Source organism: Streptomyces sp. NPDC048659 (genome assembly GCF_040650575.1).
Classification (GTDB): domain Bacteria; phylum Actinomycetota; class Actinomycetes; order Streptomycetales; family Streptomycetaceae; genus Streptomyces.
This window is the reverse complement of sequence record NZ_JBEZHM010000075.1, coordinates 1-23,652: the sequence shown is the minus strand read 5'-3', so window position 1 is coordinate 23,652 and position 23,652 is coordinate 1. Positions and strand designations below refer to the sequence as shown.

Sequence of the window (23,652 nt, the reverse complement as noted above, 5' to 3'; positions counted from 1 at the left end):
GGGGCCGCTACCCGGAGAGGTGCGGCAGGGTGGGCACGGTCGCCCCGCCCCCTTCCCGTACCGCCGCGACGACCGCGTCGTGCAGGTCGCGGCTCTGCTCCTCCGACCCGCAGGGGACCGGACTGCCCGACATGGTGAACCAGTCGGATGCGCCGCTGTACTGCACGGCCACACGTGCCTCCGCGTCGATGTAGGTGGTGTGCACGGTCAGATCTCCCGTGAGCACGCCCGCCTCGACGGTCAGCACCCCGCCACGCCCGGTGTAGACACCGGCGGTCGTCCATGATGCCCAGCTCATCCATCCAGACTCACACCCGAACGGCGGATGCGCCACCGACGCGACCGCCCCGGCCGGAACGATGTCCGGCCGGGGCGGTACCGGGCCCGCGTGGGGGTCCTCGGCGATCAGACGAGGGTGGCGACGGCCTCGTTGAAGGTGGCCGACGGGCGCATCACGGCGGCGGCCTTGGCCGGGTCGGGCTGGTAGTAGCCGCCGATCTCGGCCGGGGAGCCCTGGACGGCGATCAGCTCGTCGACGATCTTCTGCTCGTTCGCGGCGAGCGTCTCGGCCAGCGGCGCGAACGCCTTGGCGAGCTCGGCGTCCTCGGTCTGGCCGGCCAGCTCCTGCGCCCAGTACAGGGCGAGGTAGAAGTGGCTGCCGCGGTTGTCGATGCCGCCGAGGCGACGGGTCGGCGACTTGTCCTCGTTGAGGAAGGTGCCGGTGGCGCGGTCGAGGGTGTCGGCCAGGATCTGGGCGCGGGCGTTGCCCGTGGTGGTGGAGAGGTGCTCGAAGGAGGCGGCCAGGGCGAAGAACTCGCCGAGGCTGTCCCAGCGGAGGTAGTTCTCCTTGACGAGCTGCTGGACGTGCTTCGGGGCGGAGCCGCCGGCGCCCGTCTCGAAGAGGCCGCCGCCCGCCATCAGCGGGACCACGGAGAGCATCTTGGCGCTGGTGCCCAGCTCCAGGATCGGGAAGAGGTCGGTCAGGTAGTCGCGCAGGACGTTGCCGGTGACCGAGATGGTGTCCTCGCCGCGGCGGATGCGCTCCAGGGAGAACGTCGTGGCCTCGACCGGGGACAGGACCTTGATCTCCAGGCCCTCGGTGTCGTGCTCCGGCAGGTAGGCGTTGACCTTGGCGATGAGCTGCGCGTCGTGGGCGCGGGTCTCGTCGAGCCAGAAGACGGCCGGGGCGCCGGTGGCGCGGGCGCGGGTGACGGCCAGCTTGACCCAGTCCTGGATGGGCAGGTCCTTGGTCTGGCAGGCGCGGAAGATGTCGCCCTCGGCGACCTCCTGCTCCAGGACCGTGGCGCCCGAGGCGTCGACGAGGCGGACGGTGCCGGCTGCGGCGATCTCGAAGGTCTTGTCGTGGGAGCCGTACTCCTCGGCCTTCTGCGCCATGAGGCCGACGTTCGGGACGGAGCCCATGGTCGACGGGTCGAAGGCGCCGTGGGCGCGGCAGTCCTCGATCACGGCCTGGTAGACGCCGGAGTAGGAGCTGTCCGGGAGGACGGCGAGGGTGTCGGCCTCCTGGCCGTCCGGGCCCCACATGTGGCCGGAGGTGCGGATCATGGCCGGCATCGAGGCGTCGACGATGACGTCGGACGGCACGTGCAGGTTGGTGATGCCCTTGTCGGAGTCGACCATGGCGAGGGCGGGGCCCTCGGCGAGCTCGGCGTCGAAGGACGCCTTGATCTCGTCGCCGAGGCCGTGCGGGATGGCCGCGAGGCCGTTGAGCACGGTGCCGAGGCCGTCGTTGGCGGACAGGCCGGCGGCCGCGAGCACCTCGCCGTACTTGGCGAAGGTGTTCGGGAAGAAGGCGCGCACGACGTGGCCGAAGACGATCGGGTCGGAGACCTTCATCATCGTGGCCTTGAGGTGCACGGAGAACAGGACGTCCTCGGCCTTGGCGCGGGCGACCTGCTCGGAGAGGAAGGTGCGCAGGGCCTCGACGCGCATGACGGAGGCGTCGACGACCTCGCCGGCGAGGACCGGGACGGACTCGCGGAGCACGGTGACGGTGCCGTCGGCGGCGACGTGCTCGATGCGCAGGGCACCGGCCTCGGCGATGGTGGCGGACTTCTCGGTGGAGCGGAAGTCGTTCTCGCCCATGGTCGCGACGTTGGTCTTGGACTCGGGGGTCCAGGCGCCCATGCGGTGCGGGTGGGTCTTGGCGTAGTTCTTGACGGCGCCGGGCGCGCGGCGGTCCGAGTTGCCCTCGCGCAGGACCGGGTTGACGGCGCTGCCCTTGATCTTGTCGTAGCGGGCGCGGACGTCCTTGTCCTCGTCGCTCTGCGGGTCGTCCGGGTAGTCCGGGAGGGCGTAGCCCTGCGCCTGGAGCTCCGCGACGGCGGCCTTGAGCTGCGGGATCGAGGCCGAGACGTTCGGCAGCTTGATGATGTTGGCCTCGGGCGTCTTGGCGAGCTCGCCGAGCTCCGCGAGGGCGTCCGCGATGCGCTGGCCCTCTTCGAGGCGCTCGGGGAAGCTGGCGATGATGCGCCCGGCCAGGGAGATGTCACGGGTCTCGACGTTGATCCCGGCCGTCGAGGCGTACGCCTGGATGACGGGCAGGAACGAGTACGTCGCCAGGGCGGGCGCCTCGTCAGTGTGCGTGTAGATGATGGTCGAGTCAGTCACCGGGTGTGCTCCGCTCCACGTCTGCGTCTGCGAGATTGCTCGACATCAAGATATCTCGTGATCGGGCTCCTCGGGAAAGGGGTCCTCGGGAACGGGATTCGCGAGCCGGTACGGGGCCGGGCCCGGGTCGAGGTCGACGCGGCGCAGGAGGCCGAGCAGGACGGCGGCGACGGCGGCGCCGGTGCCCGCGGCGAGGGCCTGGCCGCAGCGGTGCGCGAGCCGGGGCAGGTCGGCGGGGACCGGGCCGGTGCCGGGCAGGCTGGAGCCGAGCAGGTACGCCCCGGCGGCGAGGCCCGCGACGGCGACCAGGACGAGCGGCACGGAGACGAGGAGCCGCTGCGGGGGCATCCGGCGCCGGGCGGCGGGGCGGATCTTGCCCTTGCGGGCGAGGAGGGCGGCGGCCGCGGCGAAGGCGGCGAGGACGAGCAGGTCGGCGGCGATCACGTCGCCGGGGCGGTGCCGGCCGGAGGCGATGCCGTACGCGCCGAGGGCGACGGCCCACAGGCTCGCGAGGCCCACGACGGGGGTGCGCAGCCGGTGCGGCACGACGAGGAGGAAGCCGAGGGCGGTGCCGGCGGCGAGCACGGGGACGCTGCCGGGGAAGCCGCTGGGGACGGCCGCGCCGGAGGCGTCGACCAGGTGCGGGCGGGGCGCGTACCGCTGGAGGAGCTCGGCGGCGACGAGGGCGGCGGCGACGGTGCCGAGGGCGGCGCCGGTGAGCGCGTACCGCTTGCGCAGCGCGCCGATGCCGGCGAGCAGGAGCACGCCGAGGACCAGCGAGAGGGTGCCGAGGCCGCGGAGCGAGGGATGTTCGCGGAGGAACTGGGCGACGGCGGGGTCGGCGAGCCGCCCGGCGAGCGCGGCGTCCCCCCAGCGCCGGCCGGTCGCGGTGAGCACGAGTCCGGCGTAGGCGACGGTGAGCAGGAGGACGGCGGCGAGGCAGGCGCGCCGCATCCGGATGCGTATGCGGGCGCTGAACGATCCGGCGGCCTCGGCGGCGACGGCGGCGTACCACCAGGTGTCACCGGCCGTCGCGACGCTCCTCGGGGAGCCGCCGGTACGGGGCCTGTCGAAGGGTGCCATGCCTCGATTCGACCCCGGGGCGGCCGGGACCGCCCGCTGGAGGCACCCGAACGACACGCGTCAGGGCGTGCGCTTCCACATCTGGGCGACGGTGGAGAGGGCCAGGCCCGCGATCAGGACGCCCATGCCGACGAGCGAGCCCGCCTGCCGCACGTCTTCGCCGGCGAGGAGGAGCGTGCCGCCCTGGACGAGGAAGGCCGTGCCCATCAGGACCTGCGCCCAGCCCTGCACGGCGGGGCGTCGCACCCAGCGGTACTGGAAGGGAAACAGCCAGCCGGTCCGGATGGCTGCGATGCCGCCGGTCAGCATCGCGATCCCGAGCGCGACGATCACCACGCCAATGAACGTACCCACGGTCGACCCCCCGGTGCCGCGCACATCGAATGTCAGTGTGATCATGCCACAGCGCCCCGGCGCACAGGTATGCGCCGGGGCGCTGAATTCACGCCGGGGCGGCGGGAGTCGGGCGTCGCGGGCCGGGTCAGCGGGCGAGCTCGGCCATGGCGCCCCAGCCCTGCTGCGGGACCTCGACGTTGATGATCTCGGGGGTGGCGGCGATGGCACCGGCCATGGCCTCCAGACCGGCCTTGAAGTGGGCGGACTGGACGTGGGCCGCCCCGGCCTCGGCGTCGGCGAACGCCTCCAGGAGGACGTACTGGTGCGGGTCGTCGACGCTGCGGGACCAGTCGAAGAAGAGGTTCCCGGGCTCCGCGCGGGTGGCGCGGGTGAAGTCGGCGACGAGATCGAGCCAGGTGTCGGCGGACTCGGGGCGGGCGGTGAACCGTACGGCGATGAAGATCATGCCTCCACCGTGCGCCGCCGGGGCGCGCGGGGCCAGCGGGGCGGCGCGGGATTCCGGCAGGGCCGGAAAGGGGGCCGCCGGGGCGCGGGGGCGCGGGGGGCTACGGGGCGCGCAGGGCTACGGGGCGGGCGGCAGCGCGGCGGCGAAGAGCGGGACCGCGCGGGCGAGGGCGGCCCGGACGGCGCCGTGCCGCTGCCGGAAGCCTTCGGTGGGCAGCGAGACGGAGAGGGCGTGGACGGGCCCGTGGCCGGGGCCGGGACTGGGACTGGGCAGGACGGTGGCCAGGCAGGTGTACGCGGGGTCCGCCTCCCCCACGGAGACGGCGAAGCCGCGCTCGCGCACCCGGGCCAGTTCGGCCTCGAAGCGCTCGGGGCTGGTGATGGTGCGCTCGGTGAAGCGGGCCATGCCGTGGGCTGCCAGGTAGCGGCGGCGCTGGGCGGCGGGCAGCGCGGCGAGCAGGGCCTTGCCGTGCGCGGTGGCGTGGGCGCGGGCCTCGGCGCCGGGGACGAAGGGGTGGTCGGTGTCGGTCACGGGCGCGGTGGTGTCGACGACGGTGATGCGGCCGTCCCGGTAGGCGGTGAAGTACGCCTCGGCGCCCGCGGTGCGACGCAGCAGCCCGAGGAGCTCACTGATCCCGCCGCCGCGGGCATCGCCGCCCAAGCCCATACCTGTGCCCATTCCCATTCCCATTCCCATGCCCACGCTCGGGCCGCAGCCGAGCCCGTGGTGCCGCTGGTAGGCGCGGTGGAGGGCGGGGACCCGGGGCCCGGGCGCGTACCCCTCGGGGGTGCGGACGAGGTGGCCGCGGTCGAGCAGCGGACCGGCGAGGTGGTAGACGGTCGACAGGGCGCAGCCGAGGGTGCGGGCGAGGGCCTTCGCGGGGACGGGCCTGTCGGCGTCGGCGACGGCGTCGAGGAGCGCGAGGGCGCGGTCGACGGACTGGGGGCCGGACGGGGACGGGGGCACCGTCCCACCCTAGAGGCTCGCCGGGGGGCGAACGGTTCCCGGATCGGGGGTGAGATGAGGCTCATGGCCCGAAAGGACCGATTCCGCGTACGGTGTACTGATACCCCTGACTCCTTACCGCACCGGGAGGGTGTGTGCGCCGCTCCACGACCGACCACGCCGCCGCGGGCCCCTCGGGGCGCCGCGGCCACATACGTAAGGCGGCGCTCGCGACCGGCGCGGTCGCGGCCGTCGCCGGAGGGCTGTACGTGGCGGGCCTCGTCACCGCCGGGGACGACATATCCGCCGGCACCCGGGTCGACGGGGTGGACATCGGCGGGCTGAGCCGCGCGGAGGCCGCGGCGCGGCTCACCTCGGCCGCTCCCGCCTCCTGGCAGGCTCCGATCAAGGTCCGCATCGGGGACACGGACGCGACGGTGGACCCGGCGTCGGCGGGGCTCACCGTGGACGCGGCGGCGACGGCGGAGAAGGCGGCGAACCCGTCGAAGGACCCGGTGACGGTGATCGGCCGGCTCTTCTCCTCGTCGGATCGGGAGATCGAGCCGGTGGTCGCCTTCAACGGTACGAAGGCGGGGGCGGCGGTCGCCGAGGCGGCGAAGGAGCACGACCGCACGGTCCGCGAGGGCGCCGTGGCGTTCAAGGACGGCAAGGCGGTGGCGACCCAGCCGCGCGAGGGGCGCGCGCTGGACACGACGGCGGCGGTGGACGCCCTGCGCGGGGCCTACCCGGCGCCGGCGGGCTCGGCCCCGGTCGTCCTGCCGGTGGCCGTGACGCAGCCGAAGGTGTCGGCGACGGAGGTCTCGCGCTTCATGACGGACGTCGCGGCTCCGGCGGTGTCGGGTCCGGTGACGCTGACCTCGGGCGACAAGCGGCTGGCGATACCGGCGGCCACCCTGGGCGACCACCTGAAGGTGAAGGCGTCGGACGGGCGGCTGTCGGCCTCCCTGGACTCGGCGTCCCTCATGCGCGACCCCGACGTGGCCCGGCCGCTGGACAGCTTCGCGGGCGCCCCGGTGGAGGCCACGCTGGGCGTCCGGAACGGCAAGGTCGTCGTCGAGCGCGACGGCCGCCCGGGCCGCGAGGTGACGGCCGAGGCGCTGGGGCAGGCGGTGGAGCCGCTGCTGGCCAAGGAGGGCGCGGCGGCCCGTACGGCCCCGGTGGCGACGAAGGTGACCCAGCCGGAACTGACGGCGGCGTCGCTGCCGAAGCTGGGCATCACGGAGCAGATGTCGACGTTCACCGTGGACTTCCCGACCGCCCCGTACCGGACGATCAACATCGGCCGGGCGGCCGAGCTGATCAACGGCTCGGTGGTGAAGCCGGGCGAGGTGTGGAGCTTCAACCGCACGGTCGGCGAGCGCACGAAGGCGAACGGCTTCGTGGACGGCACGATGATCATGGACGGGCAGTACCAGACGGCGCCGGGCGGCGGCGTGTCGGCGGTCGCGACGACGATGTACAACGCCCTGTTCTTCGCCGGTGTGCAGCCGGTGGAGCACGGCGCGCACTCGTTCTACATCGAGCGCTACCCGGCCGGCCGGGAGGCCACGGTGGCCTGGGGCTCGCTGGACCTGAAGTTCCGCAACGACTCGGGCAAGCCGATCTACATCAAGGCGGGCGCGACGGACAAGTCGGTGACGATCAGCTTCCTCGGCACGAAGAAGTACGACTCGGTGGAGGCGGTCGCGGGCCCGCGCACGAACGTGAAGCCGCCGGCCGAGCGCAAGGACCCGAGCGCGAAGTGCGAGGTCCAGGATCCGCTGGAGGGCTTCGACATCAAGGTGGAGCGGGTCTTCAAGAACGGCGGCACCGAGGTGAAGCGACAGACGTTCACGACGCACTACACGCCGCGGGACAAGGTGACGTGCGTGGGCGAGAAGCCCGAGTGAGCTGACGGACGGGCCTATGCCGAAGGGTCCCCTGCCACCTTGGGAGGGGACCCTTCGGCATAGGCCCGTCACAGGCCCTCACGGACTATCACGAACCATCAGGCATCACGACGCACGCCCCCGGGAACGGCCGCCCCGACCGGCCCCGGCTCCGGATGGAGGTCGTCCCCGCCCCCGTCCCCCTCCCCGTCGATCCGGGCGAGATCCCGGTGCCGGGTCTCGCGGGCGCAGCCGACGGCGACGACGGTGAGGAGGGCGGCGGCGATGACGTAGAGCGCGATGGGGGTGGAGCTGTCGTAGTCGGCGAGGAGGGCGGTGGCGATGAGCGGGGCGGGGGCGCCGGCGGCGACGGAGGAGAACTGGGCGCCGATGGAGGCGCCGGAGTAGCGCATCCGGGTGGCGAACATCTCGGAGAAGAAGGCGGCTTGGGGCGCGTACATGGCGCCGTGGAGGACGAGTCCGACGGTCACGGCGAGCAGCAGGCTGCCGAAGGTCCCCTGGTCGATGAGGGCGAAGAAGGGGAACATCCAGAGCCCGACGCCGACCGCGCCGACGAGGTAGACCGGGCGTCGTCCGACGCGGTCGGAGAGGGCGCCCCAGAGCGGGATGACGGCGAAGTGGACGGCGGAGCCGATGAGGACGGCGTTGAGGGCGGTCTGCTTGGAGAGCCCGACCTGGGTGGTGGCGTAGACGAGGATGAACGCGGTGATGACGTAGTAGCTGATGTTCTCGGCCATCCGGGCGCCCATGGCGATGAGCACGTCACGCCAGTGGTGCCGGAGGACGGCGACGAGGGGCATCCGCTCGGCCTGTCCGGCGGTGTCGGCCTTGCGCTGTTCGGCGGCGGCGAGGGCGGCCTTGAAGACGGGCGACTCGTCGACGGAGAGCCGGATCCAGAGCCCGACGATGACGAGGACGCCAGAGAGCAGGAACGGCACCCGCCAACCCCAGGACAGGAAGGCGGAGTCGGAGAGCAGCGCGGTCAGCGCGGAGAGCACACCGGTGGCGAGCAACTGCCCGGCCGGCGCCCCGGTCTGCGGCCAGGAGGCCCAGAAGCCGCGCCGCCGGGCGTCCCCGTGCTCGGACACGAGCAGCACGGCCCCGCCCCACTCGCCGCCGAGCGCGAAGCCCTGGACCAGCCGCAGGGCGGTGAGCAGCAGGGGCGCGGCGGACCCGACGACGGCGTGCGTGGGCAACAGCCCGATGGCGAACGTGGCCCCGCCCATCAGCAGCAGACTGAGCACGAGCAGCTTCTTCCGCCCGAGCCGGTCACCGTAGTGCCCGAACACGAGCGCCCCGAGCGGCCGCGCGGCGAACCCGACGGCGTACGTGAGGAAGGACAGCAGCGTCCCGACGAGCGGGTCGGACTCGGGAAAGAACAACTTGTTGAACACGAGCGCGGCGGCCGACCCGTAGAGAAAGAAGTCGTACCACTCGATGGTGGTCCCGATGAGGGACGCGGCGACGATGCGCTTGAGGGAACCGGGGGGCGTGGGGGCGGGAGTTGCGGCGGCCATGTGCACCACTTCCGAGCGGGGTGACGGGGACTGTCGGGTACCGCCACACCGTAGGAATCCGCAGGTCAGGGGCGTATATGGCGGGACACCACAGTTCGGGGCCCACAGGTGCGCGCCGCCACCATGCCCACCTCTCCATGCCCCGCCGAGCTCCGCCGGACGGCGCTCGGCGGGGCCTGGAGGTGCCTGTCAGGTTTGCACACTGCGCCCCTATTTGGGGGTGGGGTTCCGGATCCTGTGCTGGTTCGGTACTGACTACGGAGCGTTGAACTCGGACATTCACCCCTCGGATCCACTGACAGCCAGAAGGCAGCGGCGTGTCGCGGACAGCCCTCCAGGGGAACCGCCCGCGGCACGTCTCACCGCCTCGCCTCAGGCGGCCGTCACGAGCGCGTCGAAGGGCTGCCTGCGCCCTGCGGCAGTGCGCCGACGGATTTCCACGACCGGGACGCGATCGTCGCCGGTCCGTCGAGCCTGGAACTCCGGCCAGGTCAAAGACCAAGTAACCAGAGTCAGCTTCGCAAACGCTCCGGCTATGGTCAGGGTCAAGCGCGACCTCCTCCGCACTCACATCCTCCTGAGGAACTGCCCCGGTCCCCCGTTGCCGGAGGCGCGTTTCGGATCCAAGGGGTCGATCTCGTTCTGATCGAAGAGCCGCTCAAGTGCTTCGTGGCCGTGTTCGCGACGGAAAGCGATCTCGTTCTCCGTCACGAGAAGAGTCCACAGGATGCGCGCGTGGCCGTTCGGCAAGGGGCAATGTTCGAGCTCCGGCCCGTAGAGGTAGGGCAGGCTGACGAGCAGGTGGTCGCAGGAGGACCCGGGGATCCATGGCTCGCCGATGGGCATGCTGTGTTCAAGGTCAAGACGGTGTCCAGCATGGTAGTACGCGATCTTCGCGAGAAGGTCGACGAAGCTCTCGTCGCCCACTGGAGCGGTCAGGGCGAACTCCAGTCCTTGTCCGTGCTTCTCCCTTGCGGACCAGCAGCCGGCGGTGACGTATGTCCAGAGGTTGGCGCGCGGCCCCGGGCTGACCGCGAAGGTGCGAAGGCCAGGAACGGAGCTTCAGCGCGCCGCGACCGCGCGCGGAGCACGTCCGTGACGGTCTGTACGACGTGCAGTCCCTTGCCTCGGACGTCCCCGATGAGGAAGCGGGTGCCGTAGGGGGTGTGGAGCGCTTCGACGAAGTCGCCGCCGACGCCGGTGTCGTCGGTGGCGAGGCGGTAGAGCCGGGCGATGTCGAGGGTGCCCAGGTGGGAGGGCAGGGGCCTGAGGACCGCCTCCTGGAGGTCTTCGGCGGCGGACGGTGTGCGGGCGTAGCGCTCGGCCTGTCTGCCCTGGGCGCAGACGGCCAGGCCGACGATGATGCCGACGGTGAGGAAGGCGGTCATGGACAGGGGGCGACGGGCGTGCTGCTCGTCGGCGATCATGGTCACCGGGAAGTACTGGGCGGCGGCGGAGGCGACCGAGATCGCCACCACGGAGCGTCCCAGGACCACGGCGGCCAGGGCGGTGGTGGTCACGGCGATCCACAGCACCTCCTACAAGACCGCCGCCCATTGCGGCGCGGAGAGCCCGGTCTCGTACGGCAGGGCCGTGATCGCGGAGCCCCCCGGCACGATGGTCACGGGATACCCGGCGGCGCAGCTACCGGCCGCTCGCGCCGGTGCCCAGGTGAGGAATCCCGCCAGGCACGGCACCTGCGCGAGGACGGTGCCGAAAGGCCATCAGCGCGGTGAGGGCGGTCGCCACCGAGGCCGCGGTGAGGGGCCCGGTGGGGAGAGCCGTCAGGAAGGCCATCGACACGGCGGCGAACGCAAGACCCAGTGAGGCGCCCCAGGTAGCGCTGACCACCCGCCGGCGTGCGAACAGTCCGGCGGCGCAGACGCCGACGCAGAAGCCGCCCAGCGCCACGGCACTGTACGCCAAGGCCGGCCTGCCGTTGAGTGCGGTCATGCGGAAGCTGCCCGTATGGAGGCCACGGCGGCCGGACGCGCTCTCGGTGTGCCGGGCGAGCGTCCGGTGCGTCTGGTCGTCTACGGCATGGACATCATGATGTCGTAGGTGGCGTAGACCTGGTCGTGGAGGGCGCCGGAGGCGGGGTTGGACCAGTCGGCCATCCATTCGGAGACCAGGGGCATCCAGGTCAGCGGTACGACCCCGGCCTGGGCCATGCGGGTGACGCCGGTGTCGTGCGCTTCCCGGGACACGTCTCCGGCGGCGTCCACGATCCCGTACACCTCGTATCCCTCGCGCAGGACGTGCAGGGCGGTGAAGGACATGCAGATGGAGGTCCACAGTCCGGACAGCACGATCTTGCGGCGGCCGGTGGCCCGTAGCGCGGCGTCGACGGCGGGGTCGGCGAGGGCGTCGAAGCCGGGTACGGTGCGGGCGATGACCTCCTGGCCGGGGAAGGGGGCGGCGACCTCGGCGTTGAAGTCGCCGTTCCACTGGGCGTTGATGAGGGTGAGGACGGTGGGGATCTCCATGATCGCGGCCGCCTTCGCCGCGGCGACGGCGGCGCGGTGCATCTGGTTACGGTCGCGGTCGCCGACGCCCTTGTACATGCGTTCCTGGTAGTCGATGAGGAAGAGGGCGCTGTTGTCGGCGGTGAGGGCGTCGAGGGGTGCGGGGGCGGCGCGCGGGGGCGTGGGGCCGCCCGCGGCGGCGCCGGACGTGGTGCTGGGCACGGGCTGTTCACCATCCCTTGATCGTGGCGTGCATCTCCCAGACGAGGACTTCGGCCCCGTCCGCGGAGCCGAGTTTCTGCCCGCCGGTGGCGGTGAGGCGGGCGGCGTCGCCTTGCTCCAGCAGGCCGACGCCCTCCAGCGAGACCTGTCCCTCGGCGACGAAGAGGTGCAGGAAGGGGGCCTCGGGCAGCTGGATCTCGCCGCCGGGCTGGACGCGGGCCGCGTGGAGGGCCGCGTATTTGTTGCGGATCCGGATGGCCGACTCGTTCGTGTGCCGGTCCATGCCGGAGGCGACGGTGACCAGGCCGCCCTTCAGGAGCTCGGAGTCGATCTCCAGCTGTTCGTACCCGGGAGTGATGCCGGCCTCGTCGGGGACGACCCACATCTGGATGAAGCGGACCGGCTCCGCGTGCCGGTCGTAGCGGGCCAGGTCGTAGGTCCAGGAGTCGTTCTTCTCGGAGTGCAGGATGCCGGTCCCCGCGCTCATCCGCTGGGCGAGCCCGGGGTAGATCACCCCGGAGTGGCCGGTCGAGTCCTGGTGGACGAGGGAGCCGCGCAGCACCCAGGTGACGATCTCCATGTCCTCGTGCGGGTGCGTCTCGAAGCCGGTGCCCGCGGTCACGATGTCGTCGTTGGAGACGAGCAGCAGACCGTGGTGGGTGTTGGCGGAGTCGTAGTGGTGGGAGAAGGAGAACGAGTGCCAGGAGTCCAGCCAGCTGATCTCCGTGTGGAAACGGTCCCTGGCCCTGCGGACGTCGACCGTGGGCCGCATGACGGCCGTCCCCGCGCTCACGCGAGACGCTCCGGGCCGATGACGACGTAGGGATCGGCGGCGCCCGCGAGGACCTCGTGGCTCACGTCGATCACGGTCACCTCCGCCGGGGCCACCCCGGCGGGGTGGCTGACCTCCGCGACCGCGAAGTGCCGTTCGGCGACCTCGGCGCAGATCCCGGCGATCTTCTCGCACAACGGGCTGCCGAGATCGGCCGCACTCAACGCCATGATCATCTTGTAGCGGAGTTCCACCACGGGGCCGTCTCCTCGAAGGTGCGTGCTGCGGTGCCTGGAGGTCCAGGATTCGGTCGCGCCCGCACCCGCGCCAGTCGTGCGGCGCCGCCGGGGGAACGCCCCGCCCGGGCTGGCTCTGTCGGCGTTCACCTGGGCATTCGGGTGCGGCCCGGAAGGGGGACCGGGCGACAGATGACGGAGCGCGATGCCGATGCATCGCTCATGACACCCTTGTTCTCCTCTTCCGTCCCCGGCGGCCGTGCGCGGCGGTATGGGGCCGTGCTGCCGTTCGCGCTCGGTGGCCTCCTGGCCGCCTCCGTGGCATCCGCCCACGCCGAGGGGGCCCGTTCTGCCGCCCCCCAGCCGCACGGCGTCGCCGAGTTCGCCGAGCACGAGATCTACGACTTCGTCGTTCCCGAAGGCGTGACGCAGGTCACCATCCTCGCCGTCGGCGGAGGAGGAGCGGGCGCTCCCGCGTCCGGCGGGGGTGGCGGCGGTGGCGGAGGCGGGGGCGGCAGCTGGACCATCCTCGGCAGCGGGAAGGGCGGCGGTGGCGGGGGCGGTGCCGGGGGCGGCGGAGGAGGGGGAGGAGGCGGTGGAGGCGCCGGTTCGGTGGTCCAGTGCACCGTACGCGTCACCCCGGGCGAGGAGCTGCGGGTGGTTCCCGGCATCGGCGGCTACGCCCCGTCCTCCGGTCGGGGTGGCGCCGGCGGTACGGGCGGGAATCCCGGTGCGGCACTGACACCGTCCGAGGTGGGTTCGGCCGGTGCAGGCGGGACCGTCGTACGCGACACGGGGAACGCGGTCGCCAGCGTGTCCCAGGTCTTCGGGGGCAACGTGCTGGTCCTCGCGGAGGCCGGCAAGGACGCGGGCAGCGGCCCCGCCGCCCCGGGCGGCGGCGGAGGGGGCCGTGGCCTGGTCGCCGACGGATCCCTCGGCGGCGACGGTGGAAGCGGCGGTGCCGCCGGTGGCGGGGCGGCGGCCAGTGGTGGCGGCGAGGGCGGAACCGTCGACGAGGACGTCGACTGCGGCGGGACCGACGACATCAGCGTCACCGCCTTCCCCGGAGGAGCCGGCGGCGCGGGCACGGACGGCCGCCCGGGGAGTATCGGCGCACCCGGCGGCAAGGGCGGCAGTTCCCTTCAGGGCGGAGTGGGCGGGGGTGGCGACGGCGGCTGGGGCGGCCGGGGCGGCGCGGGCGGATCCGGTGGCGCGCTGCGGCTTCCGGAGGGAGTGGTCGTCCCCGCCGGCGCGGGCCAGGGCGGGAGCGGCGCCGCGGGCGGGAGCGGCGGCGACGGCGGTACGGGCGGTGCCGGTGGCGGGCCCGACCCCAACCCCCAGGCCATGGCGGGCACCGGCGGGACGGCAGGCGCCGCCCCGGGCACGAACGGCCGCGGCGGCAACGGCTTCGTCCGCATCACCTGGTGACACACCAGACCGGCAAGGACGGCACCCGGTTCCGGCTGTGGACCCAGCGCGACAACGGCAATGGCTACGTCGAGGAGGCCGACACCTTGACCGGCGACGACTGCCCGGCCCGCGGCTCGAATCCCTGTACCGGCAACGCCTTCTGCACCCTGACCGCGGCCGGCGGCGGCGTCACCCTGCGACGGGCCGTCACCTGACAGATCTCTGAACTCCCCCCGAAGCGGTCAGTCCAGGAGCGCGGTCGCCTCGACCTCGACGAGGACGTCCGGTTCGAAGAGGTACTCGACACCGATGAGAGAAGCGGGAGGCAGGGGGAGTCGCAGGCCGACCTCTTCGGCCACGGCCTCCACGCCGGCCATGAGATCGCCGATCATCGCCGGGCTCCACCCCGTCACGTAGAAGGTCAGACGCAGCACGTCCGCGAACGACGCACCCGCGCCCTCCAGCCCGATCGCGGTGTTGCGCAGGGCTTGGGCGACCTGCCCGGCCAGGTCGCCGGGCGCGACCGGGGTCCCGTCGGCCCGGCGCGCGATCTGGCCGCTGACGTGGACGTGCTTCGTTCCGGTACCTACGGCGACGTGGTGGTACGGGACGGGCTGCGGCATGCCGACCGGGGTGACGTACTGAACGGCCATGGCGTCTCTCCTCCGAAGTAGGTATCGATAAGCTACTTAGTGGAAGAAGGACACTTCAACGAGACCAGGTTTCGCCATGGATACCGCCGACGAACTGCGGATCGAAGCCCCGCACCGCGAGCTGCTCGACCAGATCCTCGACAAGTGGTCGCTCAGCGTCCTCAACGAGCTCTGCGAACGCCCGTGCCGTTTCAACGAGTTGCGCCGGGCCATCCCCCGGGTCACGCAGAAGTCGCTGACCGCGACGCTCCGGCGGCTCGAACGCAACGGCGTGATCGAGCGCGAGGTCGTCTCCACCCGCCCGGTGGCGGTCAGATACCGGATCTCGCCCCTCGGCAAGACCCTCCGGCCGCCCGTCGACGTACTGCTGGCCTGGGCCTCACAGAACATGCCCGCCGTCGAGCGCGCACGCGAGAGATTCGAGACGCGAGAGACGGACTTGCCGAGCGGCACATGATCCAGGCCCTGCGGCTGTGGGCTCCTCGTCACGCAGCCGGACCACAGGTCGCACGAGTTCGTTTCAGCCCGCCATGAGCCCGGTGGACCGAGCCCGATCGGCCCGGCAAATAGCGGGATTTAGTCATCGCCGCGCGGGACCTTTGTCACCAGGTTCGCCTGTTTCGCGGGCGTAGCGTCGAAGCTCATCGTCGATTTCGGCCTGGAGTGTCTCCGTGCAACAGCCTCAGGACTCTGTGGACCGCCTCGTCAGGGCAAGCCGCTTCTTCACCCGGGCAGAGGTGTCCGACGATCTACGGAGCGTGCATCGGACCGGCGGGCGCGCGGGTGAGGCGTTCTACCGGGACCGGTGGAGTCACGACAAGGTCGTGCATTCGACGCACGGCGTGAACTGCACCGGATCGTGTCGCTGGAAGGTCTTCGTCAAGGACGGGATCATCACTTGGGAGACGCAGGCCACGGACTATCCGTCCGTCGGCCCGGACCGGCCGGAGTACGAGCCGCGCGGGTGTCCCCGCGGCGCGTCGTTCTCCTGGTACTCGTACTCCCCCACCCGAGTCCGGCACCCGTACGTACGCGGCACGCTGCTGTCCTTGTACCGCGAGGCGAAGGCGCGGCTGGGGGACCCGGTGGCCGCCTGGGCCGACATCCAGGGCGATCCCGAGCGGCGACGGTCCTACCAGAAGGCCCGGGGCAAGGGCGGTCTGGTGCGGGCGTCGTGGGAGGAGGCGGTCGAGATCGTCGCCGCCGCGCACGTGCACACCATCAAGGAGCACGGGCCGGACCGTGTCGCCGGTTTCTCGCCGATCCCGGCGATGTCGATGGCCTCGCACGCGGCGGGGGCGCGCTTCCACTCGCTCATCGGCGCGCCGATGCTCAGTTTCTACGACTGGTACGCGGATCTGCCCGTGGCGTCGCCGCAGGTGTTCGGCGACCAGACGGACGTGCCCGAGTCGGGTGACTGGTGGGACGCGGCGTATCTGATGATGTGGGGGTCCAACGTCCCCGTCACCCGCACCCCGGACGCGCACTGGATGGCGGAGGCCCGCTACCGGGGGCAGAAGGTCGTCGCCGTCTCGCCCGACTACGCGGACAACACGAAATTCGCCGACGAGTGGATGCACCCGCATCCCGGTACGGACGGTGCGCTGGCCCTGGCGATGGGTCATGTGATCCTGAAGGAGTTCTTCGTCGAGCGGCGGACGCCGTTCTTCCAGGACTACGTGCGCACGTACACCGACCTGCCCTTCCTTGTTTCGCTGAAGGAGACCGAACACGGCCTCGTTCCGGGCAAGTTCCTCACCGCGGCGGATCTCGGCCAGGATGTCGAGAACGCCCAGTGGAAGACGGTCCTCGTCGACGACGCGACCGGTGAGCTGGTCGTCCCGAACGGCACCCTCGGGCACCGCTGGGGCAGCGGCGAGAAGCCGGAGTGGAATCTCGACCTCGGCGACCTCGTGCCCCGCCTGTCCCTGCTGGGCGAGTCGGAGGAGACCGGCGAGAGCGCCGAGATCCTGCTCCCCCGCTTCGAGGACGACGCCAAGGACGGCCGGGTCCGGCGCGGTGTGCCCGTGCGCCGGGTCGGGGGCCGTCTGGTCACCACCGTCTTCGACCTGATGCTGGCCCAGTACGGGGTCGGCCGCGAGGGCCTGCCGGGTGAGTGGCCGACGGGGTACGAGGACGCCTCGCAGCCCGGGACGCCCGGCTGGCAGGAGACGCTGACCTCGGTCCCGGCGGCCCAGGCGACCCGTGTGGCGCGGGAGTTCGCGCGTACGGCCGAGCAGTCGCGGGGCCGGTGCATGATCCTCATGGGCGCGGGCACGAACCATTGGTTCCACTCCGAGACGATCTACCGCTCCTTCCTCGCCCTCCTCACCCTCACCGGCTGCCAGGGCCGCAACGGCGGCGGCTGGGGCCACTACGTCGGCCAGGAGAAGTGCCGGCCGGTCACCGGCTGGGCGACCCTCGCCGCCGCCTCCGACTGGTCGCGGCCGCCGCGCCAGATGATCGGCGCCGCCTGGTTCTACCTGCACACCGACCAGTGGCGTTACGACACGCTGCCCGCCGAGGCGCTGGCCTCGCCGCTGGGCACGGGCGCGTTCGCGGGTATGACGGGCGCCGACTGCCTGGCGGCGAGCACGCGGATGGGCTGGATGCCCTCGTATCCGACCTTCGACCGCAACCCCCTCGAACTCGGGGCGGCCGACGACCCGGTCGCGGACGCGGTGCGGCAGCTGAAGGACGGCTCGCTCGGCTTCGCCGGTGAGGACCCGGACGCTCCCCGCAACTGGCCGCGCGTGCTGAACGTGTGGCGGGCCAATCTCCTCGGGTCCAGCTCCAAGGGCAACGAGTACTTCCTCAAGCACCTCCTCGGCACCCACTCCAACCTCCCCGAGGACGGGCCGCGTTGCGCGCCGAAGGACGTCACGTACCGCGAGGAGGACGTCGAGGGGAAGCTGGACCTCCTGCTGAGCATGGACTTCCGGATGACGTCCACGACGCTGCTGTCCGACGTGGTGCTGCCGGCGGCGACCTGGTACGAGAAGCACGACCTGTCCTCCACGGACATGCACCCGTTCCTGCACGCCTTCACCCCGGCCGTCGACCCGCCCTGGCAGGCCCGGTCCGACTACGACGCGTTCCTCGCGATCGCCCGGCGGTTCGGCGAGCTCGCCGGGACGCACCTGGGGGTGCGCAAGGACCTGGTCGCCACCGCGCTGCAGCACGACACGCCGGGCGGCGAGATGGCCCAGCCGGGCGGCGTCGCGCTGGACTGGTCGAAGGGCGAGTGCGAGCCCGTGCCGGGCCGCACCATGTACAACCTGAGCGTCGTCGAGCGCGACTACGGCGCCGTCGGCGAGAAGTTCGCCGCGCTCGGCCCGCTGGTCGACCGACTCGGCGTCACCACGAAGGCCGTCACGTACGACGTGAAGGAGGAGGTCGCGTACCTCGGCAGCAAGAACGGCCTGGTCCGGGGCGGCGTCGCCGACGGCCGTCCCCGCCTCGACAGCGCGCGGCGCGCCTGCGAGGCGATCCTCGCCCTGTCCGGGACGTCCAACGGGCGGCTCGCCACGCAGGGCTTCGAGACCCTGGAGAAGAAGGTCGGCACGCCGATGGCCCACCTGGCCGCGGAGGCCGAGGGCAAGCGGATCACGTTCGCCGACACGCAGGCCCGCCCGGTCCCGGTGATCACCTCTCCCGAGTGGTCGGGCAGCGAGGCCGGCGGGCGCCGCTACACCGCCTTCACCGTCAACACCGAGCACCTGAAGCCCTGGCACACCCTCACCGGCCGCCAGCACTTCTTCCTCGACCACGACTGGCTGCACGAGGTCGGCGAGTCGCTGCCCGTCTTCAAACCGCCGCTGAACATGCACACCCTGTACGGGGAACCCGAGCTCGGCGTCGTCGACGAGCGGACCGTGGCGGTCCGGTATCTCACCCCGCACAACAAGTGGGCGATCCACAGCCAGTACCAGGACAACCTGTACATGATGACGCTCGGCCGCGGCGGCCAGACCGTGTGGATGTCGCCGCAGGACGCCGAGGCGATCGGCGTCGCCGACAACGACTGGATCGAGGCGGTGAACCGCAACGGCGTCGTGACCGCCCGCGCGATCGTCTCCCACAAGATGCCGCCCGGCACGGTGTACATGAACCACGCGCAGGAGCGCACGGTCGGCGTCCCGAAGACGGAGAAGACCGGCCGCCGCGGCGGCATCCACAACTCGCTGACCCGGGTGATGCTCAAGCCCACCCATCTCGTCGGCGGCTACGCCCAGCTGACCTGGGCCTTCAACTACCTCGGGCCGACCGGAAACCAGCGCGACGAGGTGACGGTCATCCGCCGCCGGTCCCAGAAGGTGGAGTTCTGATGCGTGTCATGGCCCAAGTGGCGATGGTGATGAACCTCGACAAGTGCATCGGCTGCCACACCTGTTCGGTCACCTGCAAGCAGGCGTGGACCAACCGGCAGGGCACCGAGTACGTCTGGTTCAACAACGTCGAGACCCTTCCCGGCCAGGGCTATCCGCGCCGCTGGGAGGACCAGGAGAAGTGGAAGGGCGGCTGGGAGCGCACCCGTTCGGGCCGTCTGCGGCTGAAGGCGGGCGGCCGGCTGAAGAAGCTGGGCGGGCTGTTCGCCAACCCCCACCTCCCGGAGCTCGGCGACTACTACCAGCCGTGGACGTACGAGTACAAGAACCTCACCGAGGCGCCGGCGGGCGACGACCTGCCCACCGCCCGCCCGGTGTCCCAGATCACCGGCGAGCCCGTCGACACCATCGAATGGGGTCCGAACTGGGACGACAACCTCGGCGGCGCACCCGCGCACGCGCCGAGGGACCCGGTCGTGGAGAAGATCCGCGACGAGGTCGGCGAACGGATCCGCTTCGAGTTCGAGCAGAGCTTCATGTTCTACCTGCCGCGGATCTGCGAGCACTGCCTGAACCCGGCGTGCGTGTCGTCCTGCCCGTCCGGTGCCATGTACAAGCGCGAGGAGGACGGCATCGTCCTCGTCGACCAGGACACGTGCCGCGGCTGGCGGATGTGCGTGACCGGCTGCCCGTACAAGAAGGTGTACTTCAACCACGCCACCGGCAAGGCCGAGAAGTGCACGTTCTGCTTCCCGCGCGTCGAGGTCGGCATGCCGACGGTCTGCTCCGAGACCTGCGTGGGTCGCATGCGTTACCTCGGGGTCATGCTGTACGACGCCGACAAGGTCGCCGAGGCCGCGGCGGTCGAGGACGAACACGACCTCTACCCCGCTCAGGTCGACTGCTTCCTCGACCCGCACGACCCGGCCGTGGCCGCCGCCGCCCGGGCCGCCGGCATCACGCACGAGTGGATCGAGGCCGCCCGGAACTCGCCGGTCTACGACCTGATCGCCACCTACCAGGTGGCGCTCCCCCTCCACCCGGAGTACCGGACCATGCCGATGGTCTGGTACGTGCCGCCGCTCTCGCCCGTCGTCGAGGCGGTCGCCGCCACCGGCGGCGACGGCGAGGACGCCGGCAACCTCTTCGGCGCCATCGACGCGCTGCGCATCCCCGTCGAGTACCTGGCGGAGATCCTCACCGCGGGCGACACGTACGCCGTCGAGGCGGTGCTGCGGCGGATGGCCGCGATGCGCGCCCACATGCGCGCCATCAACCTGGGCGAGCGGCCCGACGCGTCCATCGCGGGGTCGGTCGGTCTGACCGGCGCGGAGATGGAGGACATGTTCCGGCTGCTCGCCATCGCCAAGATCGAGGACCGGTTCGTCGTCCCGACCGCCGCCCGCGCCGAGGCCGAGGCGCTCGCCGACGCGCATCCGCTGGACGCGGCGTGCCCCGTCGGCGACCGGCCCGAGCCCCGCGTGATGCTCAACCTCAGCCCCACCAGGAGGGTCTCGTGACCGCGCCTCCCCTGAGCGGCGACGCCCTCGTCCGGCTCGTCGCGGCCCGGGTGCTCCAGTACCCCGGCGACGGCTTCCACGCCGAACTCCCCGCGCTCCGCACGACCCTGGCCGAAGCCCCCGAGGCGCCGGCCGCGCTGCTGGCCGGCTTCCTCGACCACGCCGCCTCCCTCGCTCCCCTCGACCTCTGCGCGGAGTACACCGGCACCTTCGACACCCGCAACCGGCGCTGCCTGTACCTGACCTGGTGGACCGACGGCGACACTCGCCGCCGGGGCCTGTCCCTGGTCCGCCTCAAGCGCATCTACCGGGACTTCGGGCTGGAGTTCGCGCACGAGGAGCTGCCCGACTTCCTCCCGGCGGCCCTGGAGTTCGCGGCCCTGCGCGAGGAGGCCGGCACCGAACTGCTCCAGGAGCACCGGGCCGGACTCGAACTCCTCCGCCTGGCCCTGATCGAGGCCGGCAGCCCGTACGCGGCGGTGCTCGAGGCCGTCTGCGCGACGCTGCCCGGCCCGTCTCCCGCCACCAAGGCGGAGGCGAAGGCACTGGCCCGCAACGGACCGCCGCAGGAACTGGTGGGCGCGGGCACGGTACTGGAGCCCTTCGGCCCGGGCCTGGACCCGCCGACCGACCTCCCCTGGCCGACCGCCCCCGCACCCGCCCCCGCACCCTCGGCCGAGAGGCAGACGACCTGATGGACCTCCTCCTGTGGGGCGTGCTCCCCTACGTCTCGGTCGCCCTGCTCATCGCGGGGACGGTGTGGCGGGCCCGGTACGACTCGTTCGGCTGGACCACCCACTCCACGCAGCTGCACGAGTCGCGGCTGCTGCGGATCGGCTCGCCGCTCTTCCACTTCGGCATGCTGTTCGTGGTGCTGGGGCACGTCGTCGGCCTGCTGATCCCGATGAGCTGGACCGACGCGATGGGCCTCAGCGACCACGCGTACCACTTGCTGGCCGTCTCCACCGGCCTGGTCGCGGGCGCGGCGGCGGCAGTGGGGATCGGGATCCTGGTGTACCGCCGCTTCAAGGTGCCCGCCGTGCGCCGGGCGACCTTGAAGAGCGACCACCTCATGTACACCTTCCTGCTGGGCGCGATGGTGCTCGGCCTGACCGCCACGATCCTCAACTCCACCGGGCAGACGGACGGCTACAACTACCGCGAGGGCATCTCGGTCTGGTTCCGCAGCCTGTTCACCTTCAGCCCCGACTACCACCTGATGACCGGCGCCCCGCTCGCCTTCAAGCTGCACATCCTGTTCGGCTTCACGTTGTTCGCGCTGATTCCGTACTCGCGCCTGGTTCACATGTTCTCCGTACCGCTGAAGTACCTGGCACGGCCGTACGTGGTCTACCGCCGCCGGGACCCGAAGCAGCAGGCGAACCGGCCGCCGCGGCGGGGCTGGGAGCGGGCTTCGTGAGCCCCGCACCGCTTCTGCGCAGCTGAGGATCCGCGCCTCGTACGGTCCCGTTCGACGCGGACCAGCCCGTTCCGCTCGTTCCACGACGCGGCGACAGTGCACCTGAGCGGCTCGTACAGGGCGATGGCCCCCGCCCGCCACTCCCCCACCACCGGGTGCGCCCACCACCACACAGCCCACCGCGCACTCCCCGCTCAACGCTGCCAGCACGACAGCGCCGGCGACGCCGCCCCGCGGATCCGCGACCTCTACCCGATGACGCTCGGGCAACTCCGCCACGCCGGAGCCGACCTCGCCCCCTCTCCTGCGTCCGCACGTCGTAGGCGGCCAGCGGATCCACCCAACAGAGCCGAACGAGAACCCCAGCGGGCGGCGGGTCCCGCTCCGCTGTGGGACCTCCTGGACGCCATCCTCTCTACCCGTCGCCCCGCCTCCGGCGCCTGAACGGATGCCGAGACGGGGCCTCGGGCTCCGGCTCGGTATAGGTGGGGCCCTAGGGCGTGTCCGTAAAGTCGTTGGGTCGTTGGTCCGTTTGTGGTGCGTCGACATGAACTGACTGATGAGTCCTGGGTGGTGCTCGCTCCGCTGCTGGCGCCGGGCCGGATGGGCAGGCCCGTGAGGGACCGGCGCCAGGTGGTGAACGGGATCTTGTGGAAGCTGTCCACGGGTGCCGCCTGGCGTGACCTGCCGGAGCGTTACGGGCCGTGGAAGACGGTCTACGAACGCTTCCGGCACTGGTCCGCCGACGGCACCTGGGACCGGCTCCTGGCCCATGTCCAGCAGCACTCCGACGCCGTCGGGACCGTGGACTGGTCGGTCGTCTGCGTGGACTCGACCACGGTCCGGGCCCATCAGCACGCGGCCGGGGCCCGAAAAGGGGGCCCTGGGAAGGCGAGGCACTCGGCCGGTCCAGGGGCGGCCTGACCAGCAAGATCCACCTGGCCTGCGACGGACAGGGCCGGCCCCTCGCGTTCACGATCACGGGCGGGAACGTCAACGACTGCACCCAGTTCGAGGCGGTCATGGACCGGATCCGCATCGCGCGCCCGGGGCCGGGCAGGCCCCGGACCCGGCCCGGACGCGTCGTCGCGGACAAGGGCTACTCAGCCCGCAAGATCCGCGCCTACCTGCGACGACGCGGCATCGCCTGCACGATCCCGGAACGGATCGACCAGATCAACGGCCGCATCCGCCGCCGAGAATCCCTCTGCCGCCTCGACCGCACCGCCTACGCCCGCCGCAACGTCGTCGAGCGCTGCTTCAGCCGCCTCAAGCAGAACCGGGCCCTGGCCACCCGCTACGACAAACGCGCCCGCCACTACCAAGCCATGGCCACCCTCGCCTGCCTCCAACTCTGGCTCCCATGACTTTACGGACAGGCCCTAGGCGGTGTCTTCAAATGATCACCATTGGTGGATCATGGTGTCGTGATACGTCGTCATGAACTGTCGGATGCCGAGTGGGAGTTCGTTCGGCCGTTGCTGCCCGAGTCGTTGCGTGGGCGGAAGCGGCTGGACGACCGCCGGGTGCTGAACGGGATCGTGTGGAAGTTCCGGACCGGGACGGCCTGGCGGGATGTGCCCCAGCGTTACGGCCCGTGGGCCACACTCCACACGCGTTTTCGCAGGTGGGCGGCGGACGGCACGTTCGACCGGATGCTGCGGGCTGCCCAGGCGAAAGCGGACAAGGCGGGCGACATCGACTGGTTGGTGTCGGTCGACTCGACCGTCGTCCGCGC

The 23,652-nt window shown here is 71.8% G+C and carries 22 protein-coding genes and 2 pseudogenes; 10 read left to right on the top strand and 14 right to left on the bottom strand.

The window, feature by feature from the left end:
• Positions 1 to 7 precede the first annotated feature (7 nt).
• From AB0C99_RS35235 to AB0C99_RS35210, 6 genes are all read right to left on the bottom strand, one after another.
• Complete coding sequence (locus AB0C99_RS35235) at positions 8 to 298, bottom strand: hypothetical protein (protein WP_362483862.1); 291 nt, start codon at positions 296 to 298, stop codon at positions 8 to 10.
• A 107-nt stretch (positions 299 to 405) separates the two neighbouring features.
• Positions 406 to 2,631, bottom strand: a complete 2,226-nt coding sequence (locus tag AB0C99_RS35230; RefSeq protein WP_362483860.1) for an NADP-dependent isocitrate dehydrogenase — start codon at positions 2,629 to 2,631, stop codon at positions 406 to 408.
• Positions 2,632 to 2,676: 45 nt separating this feature from the next.
• Positions 2,677 to 3,714 carry a phosphoesterase gene (locus AB0C99_RS35225; RefSeq protein WP_362483858.1) on the bottom strand — a complete coding sequence of 346 codons (1,038 nt, stop codon included), beginning with the start codon at positions 3,712 to 3,714 and terminating at the stop codon, positions 2,677 to 2,679.
• A gap of 60 nt (positions 3,715 to 3,774) precedes the next feature.
• Positions 3,775 to 4,068, bottom strand: coding sequence for a hypothetical protein (locus tag AB0C99_RS35220; protein WP_362483856.1), 294 nt, complete (start codon positions 4,066 to 4,068; stop codon positions 3,775 to 3,777).
• Between the two features lie 127 nt (positions 4,069 to 4,195).
• Positions 4,196 to 4,516, bottom strand: a complete 321-nt coding sequence (locus AB0C99_RS35215; RefSeq protein WP_362483854.1) for a putative quinol monooxygenase — start codon at positions 4,514 to 4,516, stop codon at positions 4,196 to 4,198.
• Positions 4,517 to 4,633: 117 nt separating this feature from the next.
• Positions 4,634 to 5,482: an IclR family transcriptional regulator C-terminal domain-containing protein gene (locus tag AB0C99_RS35210; RefSeq protein WP_362483852.1), complete on the bottom strand. Its 849-nt coding sequence runs from the start codon at positions 5,480 to 5,482 to the stop codon at positions 4,634 to 4,636.
• A 134-nt stretch (positions 5,483 to 5,616) separates the two neighbouring features.
• Here AB0C99_RS35210 and AB0C99_RS35205 point away from each other — a divergent pair, with 134 nt between their 5' ends.
• A complete protein-coding gene (locus AB0C99_RS35205) occupies positions 5,617 to 7,371 on the top strand; it encodes a VanW family protein (protein WP_362483851.1) in 1,755 nt (584 codons plus the stop codon).
• A 98-nt stretch (positions 7,372 to 7,469) separates the two neighbouring features.
• Here the strand turns inward: AB0C99_RS35205 and AB0C99_RS35200 are convergent, their stop codons facing one another.
• From AB0C99_RS35200 to AB0C99_RS35170, 7 genes and pseudogenes are all read right to left on the bottom strand, one after another.
• Positions 7,470 to 8,888 carry an MFS transporter gene (locus AB0C99_RS35200; protein ID WP_362483849.1) on the bottom strand — a complete coding sequence of 473 codons (1,419 nt, stop codon included), beginning with the start codon at positions 8,886 to 8,888 and terminating at the stop codon, positions 7,470 to 7,472.
• Positions 8,889 to 9,455: 567 nt separating this feature from the next.
• Positions 9,456 to 9,863 (bottom strand): annotated as a pseudogene (locus AB0C99_RS35195) (suppressor of fused domain protein); the annotation flags it as partial.
• The gene (locus AB0C99_RS35190) at positions 9,824 to 10,408 is read right to left on the bottom strand and encodes a hypothetical protein (protein WP_362483847.1); all 585 of its coding nucleotides are present in this window, start codon (positions 10,406 to 10,408) and stop codon (positions 9,824 to 9,826) included. The pseudogene AB0C99_RS35195 and the gene AB0C99_RS35190, both read right to left, overlap by 40 nt.
• 124 nt (positions 10,409 to 10,532) lie before the next feature.
• The gene (locus AB0C99_RS35185; RefSeq protein WP_362483845.1) at positions 10,533 to 10,841 is read right to left on the bottom strand and encodes a hypothetical protein; all 309 of its coding nucleotides are present in this window, start codon (positions 10,839 to 10,841) and stop codon (positions 10,533 to 10,535) included.
• 80 nt (positions 10,842 to 10,921) lie between these two features.
• Entirely contained in the window at positions 10,922 to 11,575 is a 654-nt protein-coding gene (locus tag AB0C99_RS35180; protein WP_362483843.1) for an isochorismatase family protein, read from the bottom strand.
• Positions 11,576 to 11,582: 7 nt separating this feature from the next.
• Positions 11,583 to 12,347, bottom strand: coding sequence for a pirin family protein (locus AB0C99_RS35175; protein ID WP_362483875.1), 765 nt, complete (start codon positions 12,345 to 12,347; stop codon positions 11,583 to 11,585).
• A gap of 17 nt (positions 12,348 to 12,364) precedes the next feature.
• Positions 12,365 to 12,604: a hypothetical protein gene (locus AB0C99_RS35170; protein ID WP_362483841.1), complete on the bottom strand. Its 240-nt coding sequence runs from the start codon at positions 12,602 to 12,604 to the stop codon at positions 12,365 to 12,367.
• Between the two features lie 201 nt (positions 12,605 to 12,805).
• Between AB0C99_RS35170 and AB0C99_RS35165 the strand changes: the two genes are divergently transcribed.
• Positions 12,806 to 14,011, top strand: a complete 1,206-nt coding sequence (locus tag AB0C99_RS35165) for a hypothetical protein (RefSeq protein ID WP_362483839.1) — start codon at positions 12,806 to 12,808, stop codon at positions 14,009 to 14,011.
• On the top strand, positions 14,008 to 14,208 hold the full coding sequence (locus tag AB0C99_RS35160) for a hypothetical protein (RefSeq protein ID WP_362483837.1): 201 nt from the start codon (positions 14,008 to 14,010) through the stop codon (positions 14,206 to 14,208). The genes AB0C99_RS35165 and AB0C99_RS35160 overlap by 4 nt, the downstream gene beginning before the upstream one ends.
• Positions 14,209 to 14,235: 27 nt before the next feature.
• Here AB0C99_RS35160 and AB0C99_RS35155 read toward each other — a convergent pair whose 3' ends face one another.
• The gene (locus AB0C99_RS35155; protein WP_362483835.1) at positions 14,236 to 14,646 is read right to left on the bottom strand and encodes a RidA family protein; all 411 of its coding nucleotides are present in this window, start codon (positions 14,644 to 14,646) and stop codon (positions 14,236 to 14,238) included.
• A 76-nt stretch (positions 14,647 to 14,722) separates the two neighbouring features.
• Between AB0C99_RS35155 and AB0C99_RS35150 the strand changes: the two genes are divergently transcribed.
• The 7 genes and pseudogenes from AB0C99_RS35150 to AB0C99_RS35120 all read left to right on the top strand — a co-directional run.
• On the top strand, positions 14,723 to 15,103 hold the full coding sequence (locus AB0C99_RS35150) for a helix-turn-helix domain-containing protein (RefSeq protein ID WP_362483833.1): 381 nt from the start codon (positions 14,723 to 14,725) through the stop codon (positions 15,101 to 15,103).
• 214 nt (positions 15,104 to 15,317) lie between these two features.
• Positions 15,318 to 18,974 (top strand): nitrate reductase subunit alpha, encoded by a 3,657-nt coding sequence (locus tag AB0C99_RS35145; protein ID WP_362483831.1) that lies wholly within the window; start codon positions 15,318 to 15,320, stop codon positions 18,972 to 18,974.
• Positions 18,974 to 20,494, top strand: coding sequence for a nitrate reductase subunit beta (narH, locus tag AB0C99_RS35140; protein WP_362483830.1), 1,521 nt, complete (start codon positions 18,974 to 18,976; stop codon positions 20,492 to 20,494). The genes AB0C99_RS35145 and narH overlap by 1 nt, the downstream gene beginning before the upstream one ends.
• On the top strand, positions 20,491 to 21,189 hold the full coding sequence (narJ, locus tag AB0C99_RS35135) for a nitrate reductase molybdenum cofactor assembly chaperone (protein ID WP_362483828.1): 699 nt from the start codon (positions 20,491 to 20,493) through the stop codon (positions 21,187 to 21,189). The genes narH and narJ overlap by 4 nt, the downstream gene beginning before the upstream one ends.
• Positions 21,189 to 21,914 carry a respiratory nitrate reductase subunit gamma gene (gene narI / locus AB0C99_RS35130; protein WP_362483826.1) on the top strand — a complete coding sequence of 242 codons (726 nt, stop codon included), beginning with the start codon at positions 21,189 to 21,191 and terminating at the stop codon, positions 21,912 to 21,914. The genes narJ and narI overlap by 1 nt, the downstream gene beginning before the upstream one ends.
• A gap of 537 nt (positions 21,915 to 22,451) precedes the next feature.
• Positions 22,452 to 23,281, top strand: a pseudogene (locus tag AB0C99_RS35125) (IS5 family transposase).
• Between the two features lie 45 nt (positions 23,282 to 23,326).
• Positions 23,327 to 23,652 (top strand): transposase (locus tag AB0C99_RS35120; RefSeq protein ID WP_362483825.1); only part of this gene is annotated, 326 nt, incomplete at its 3' end.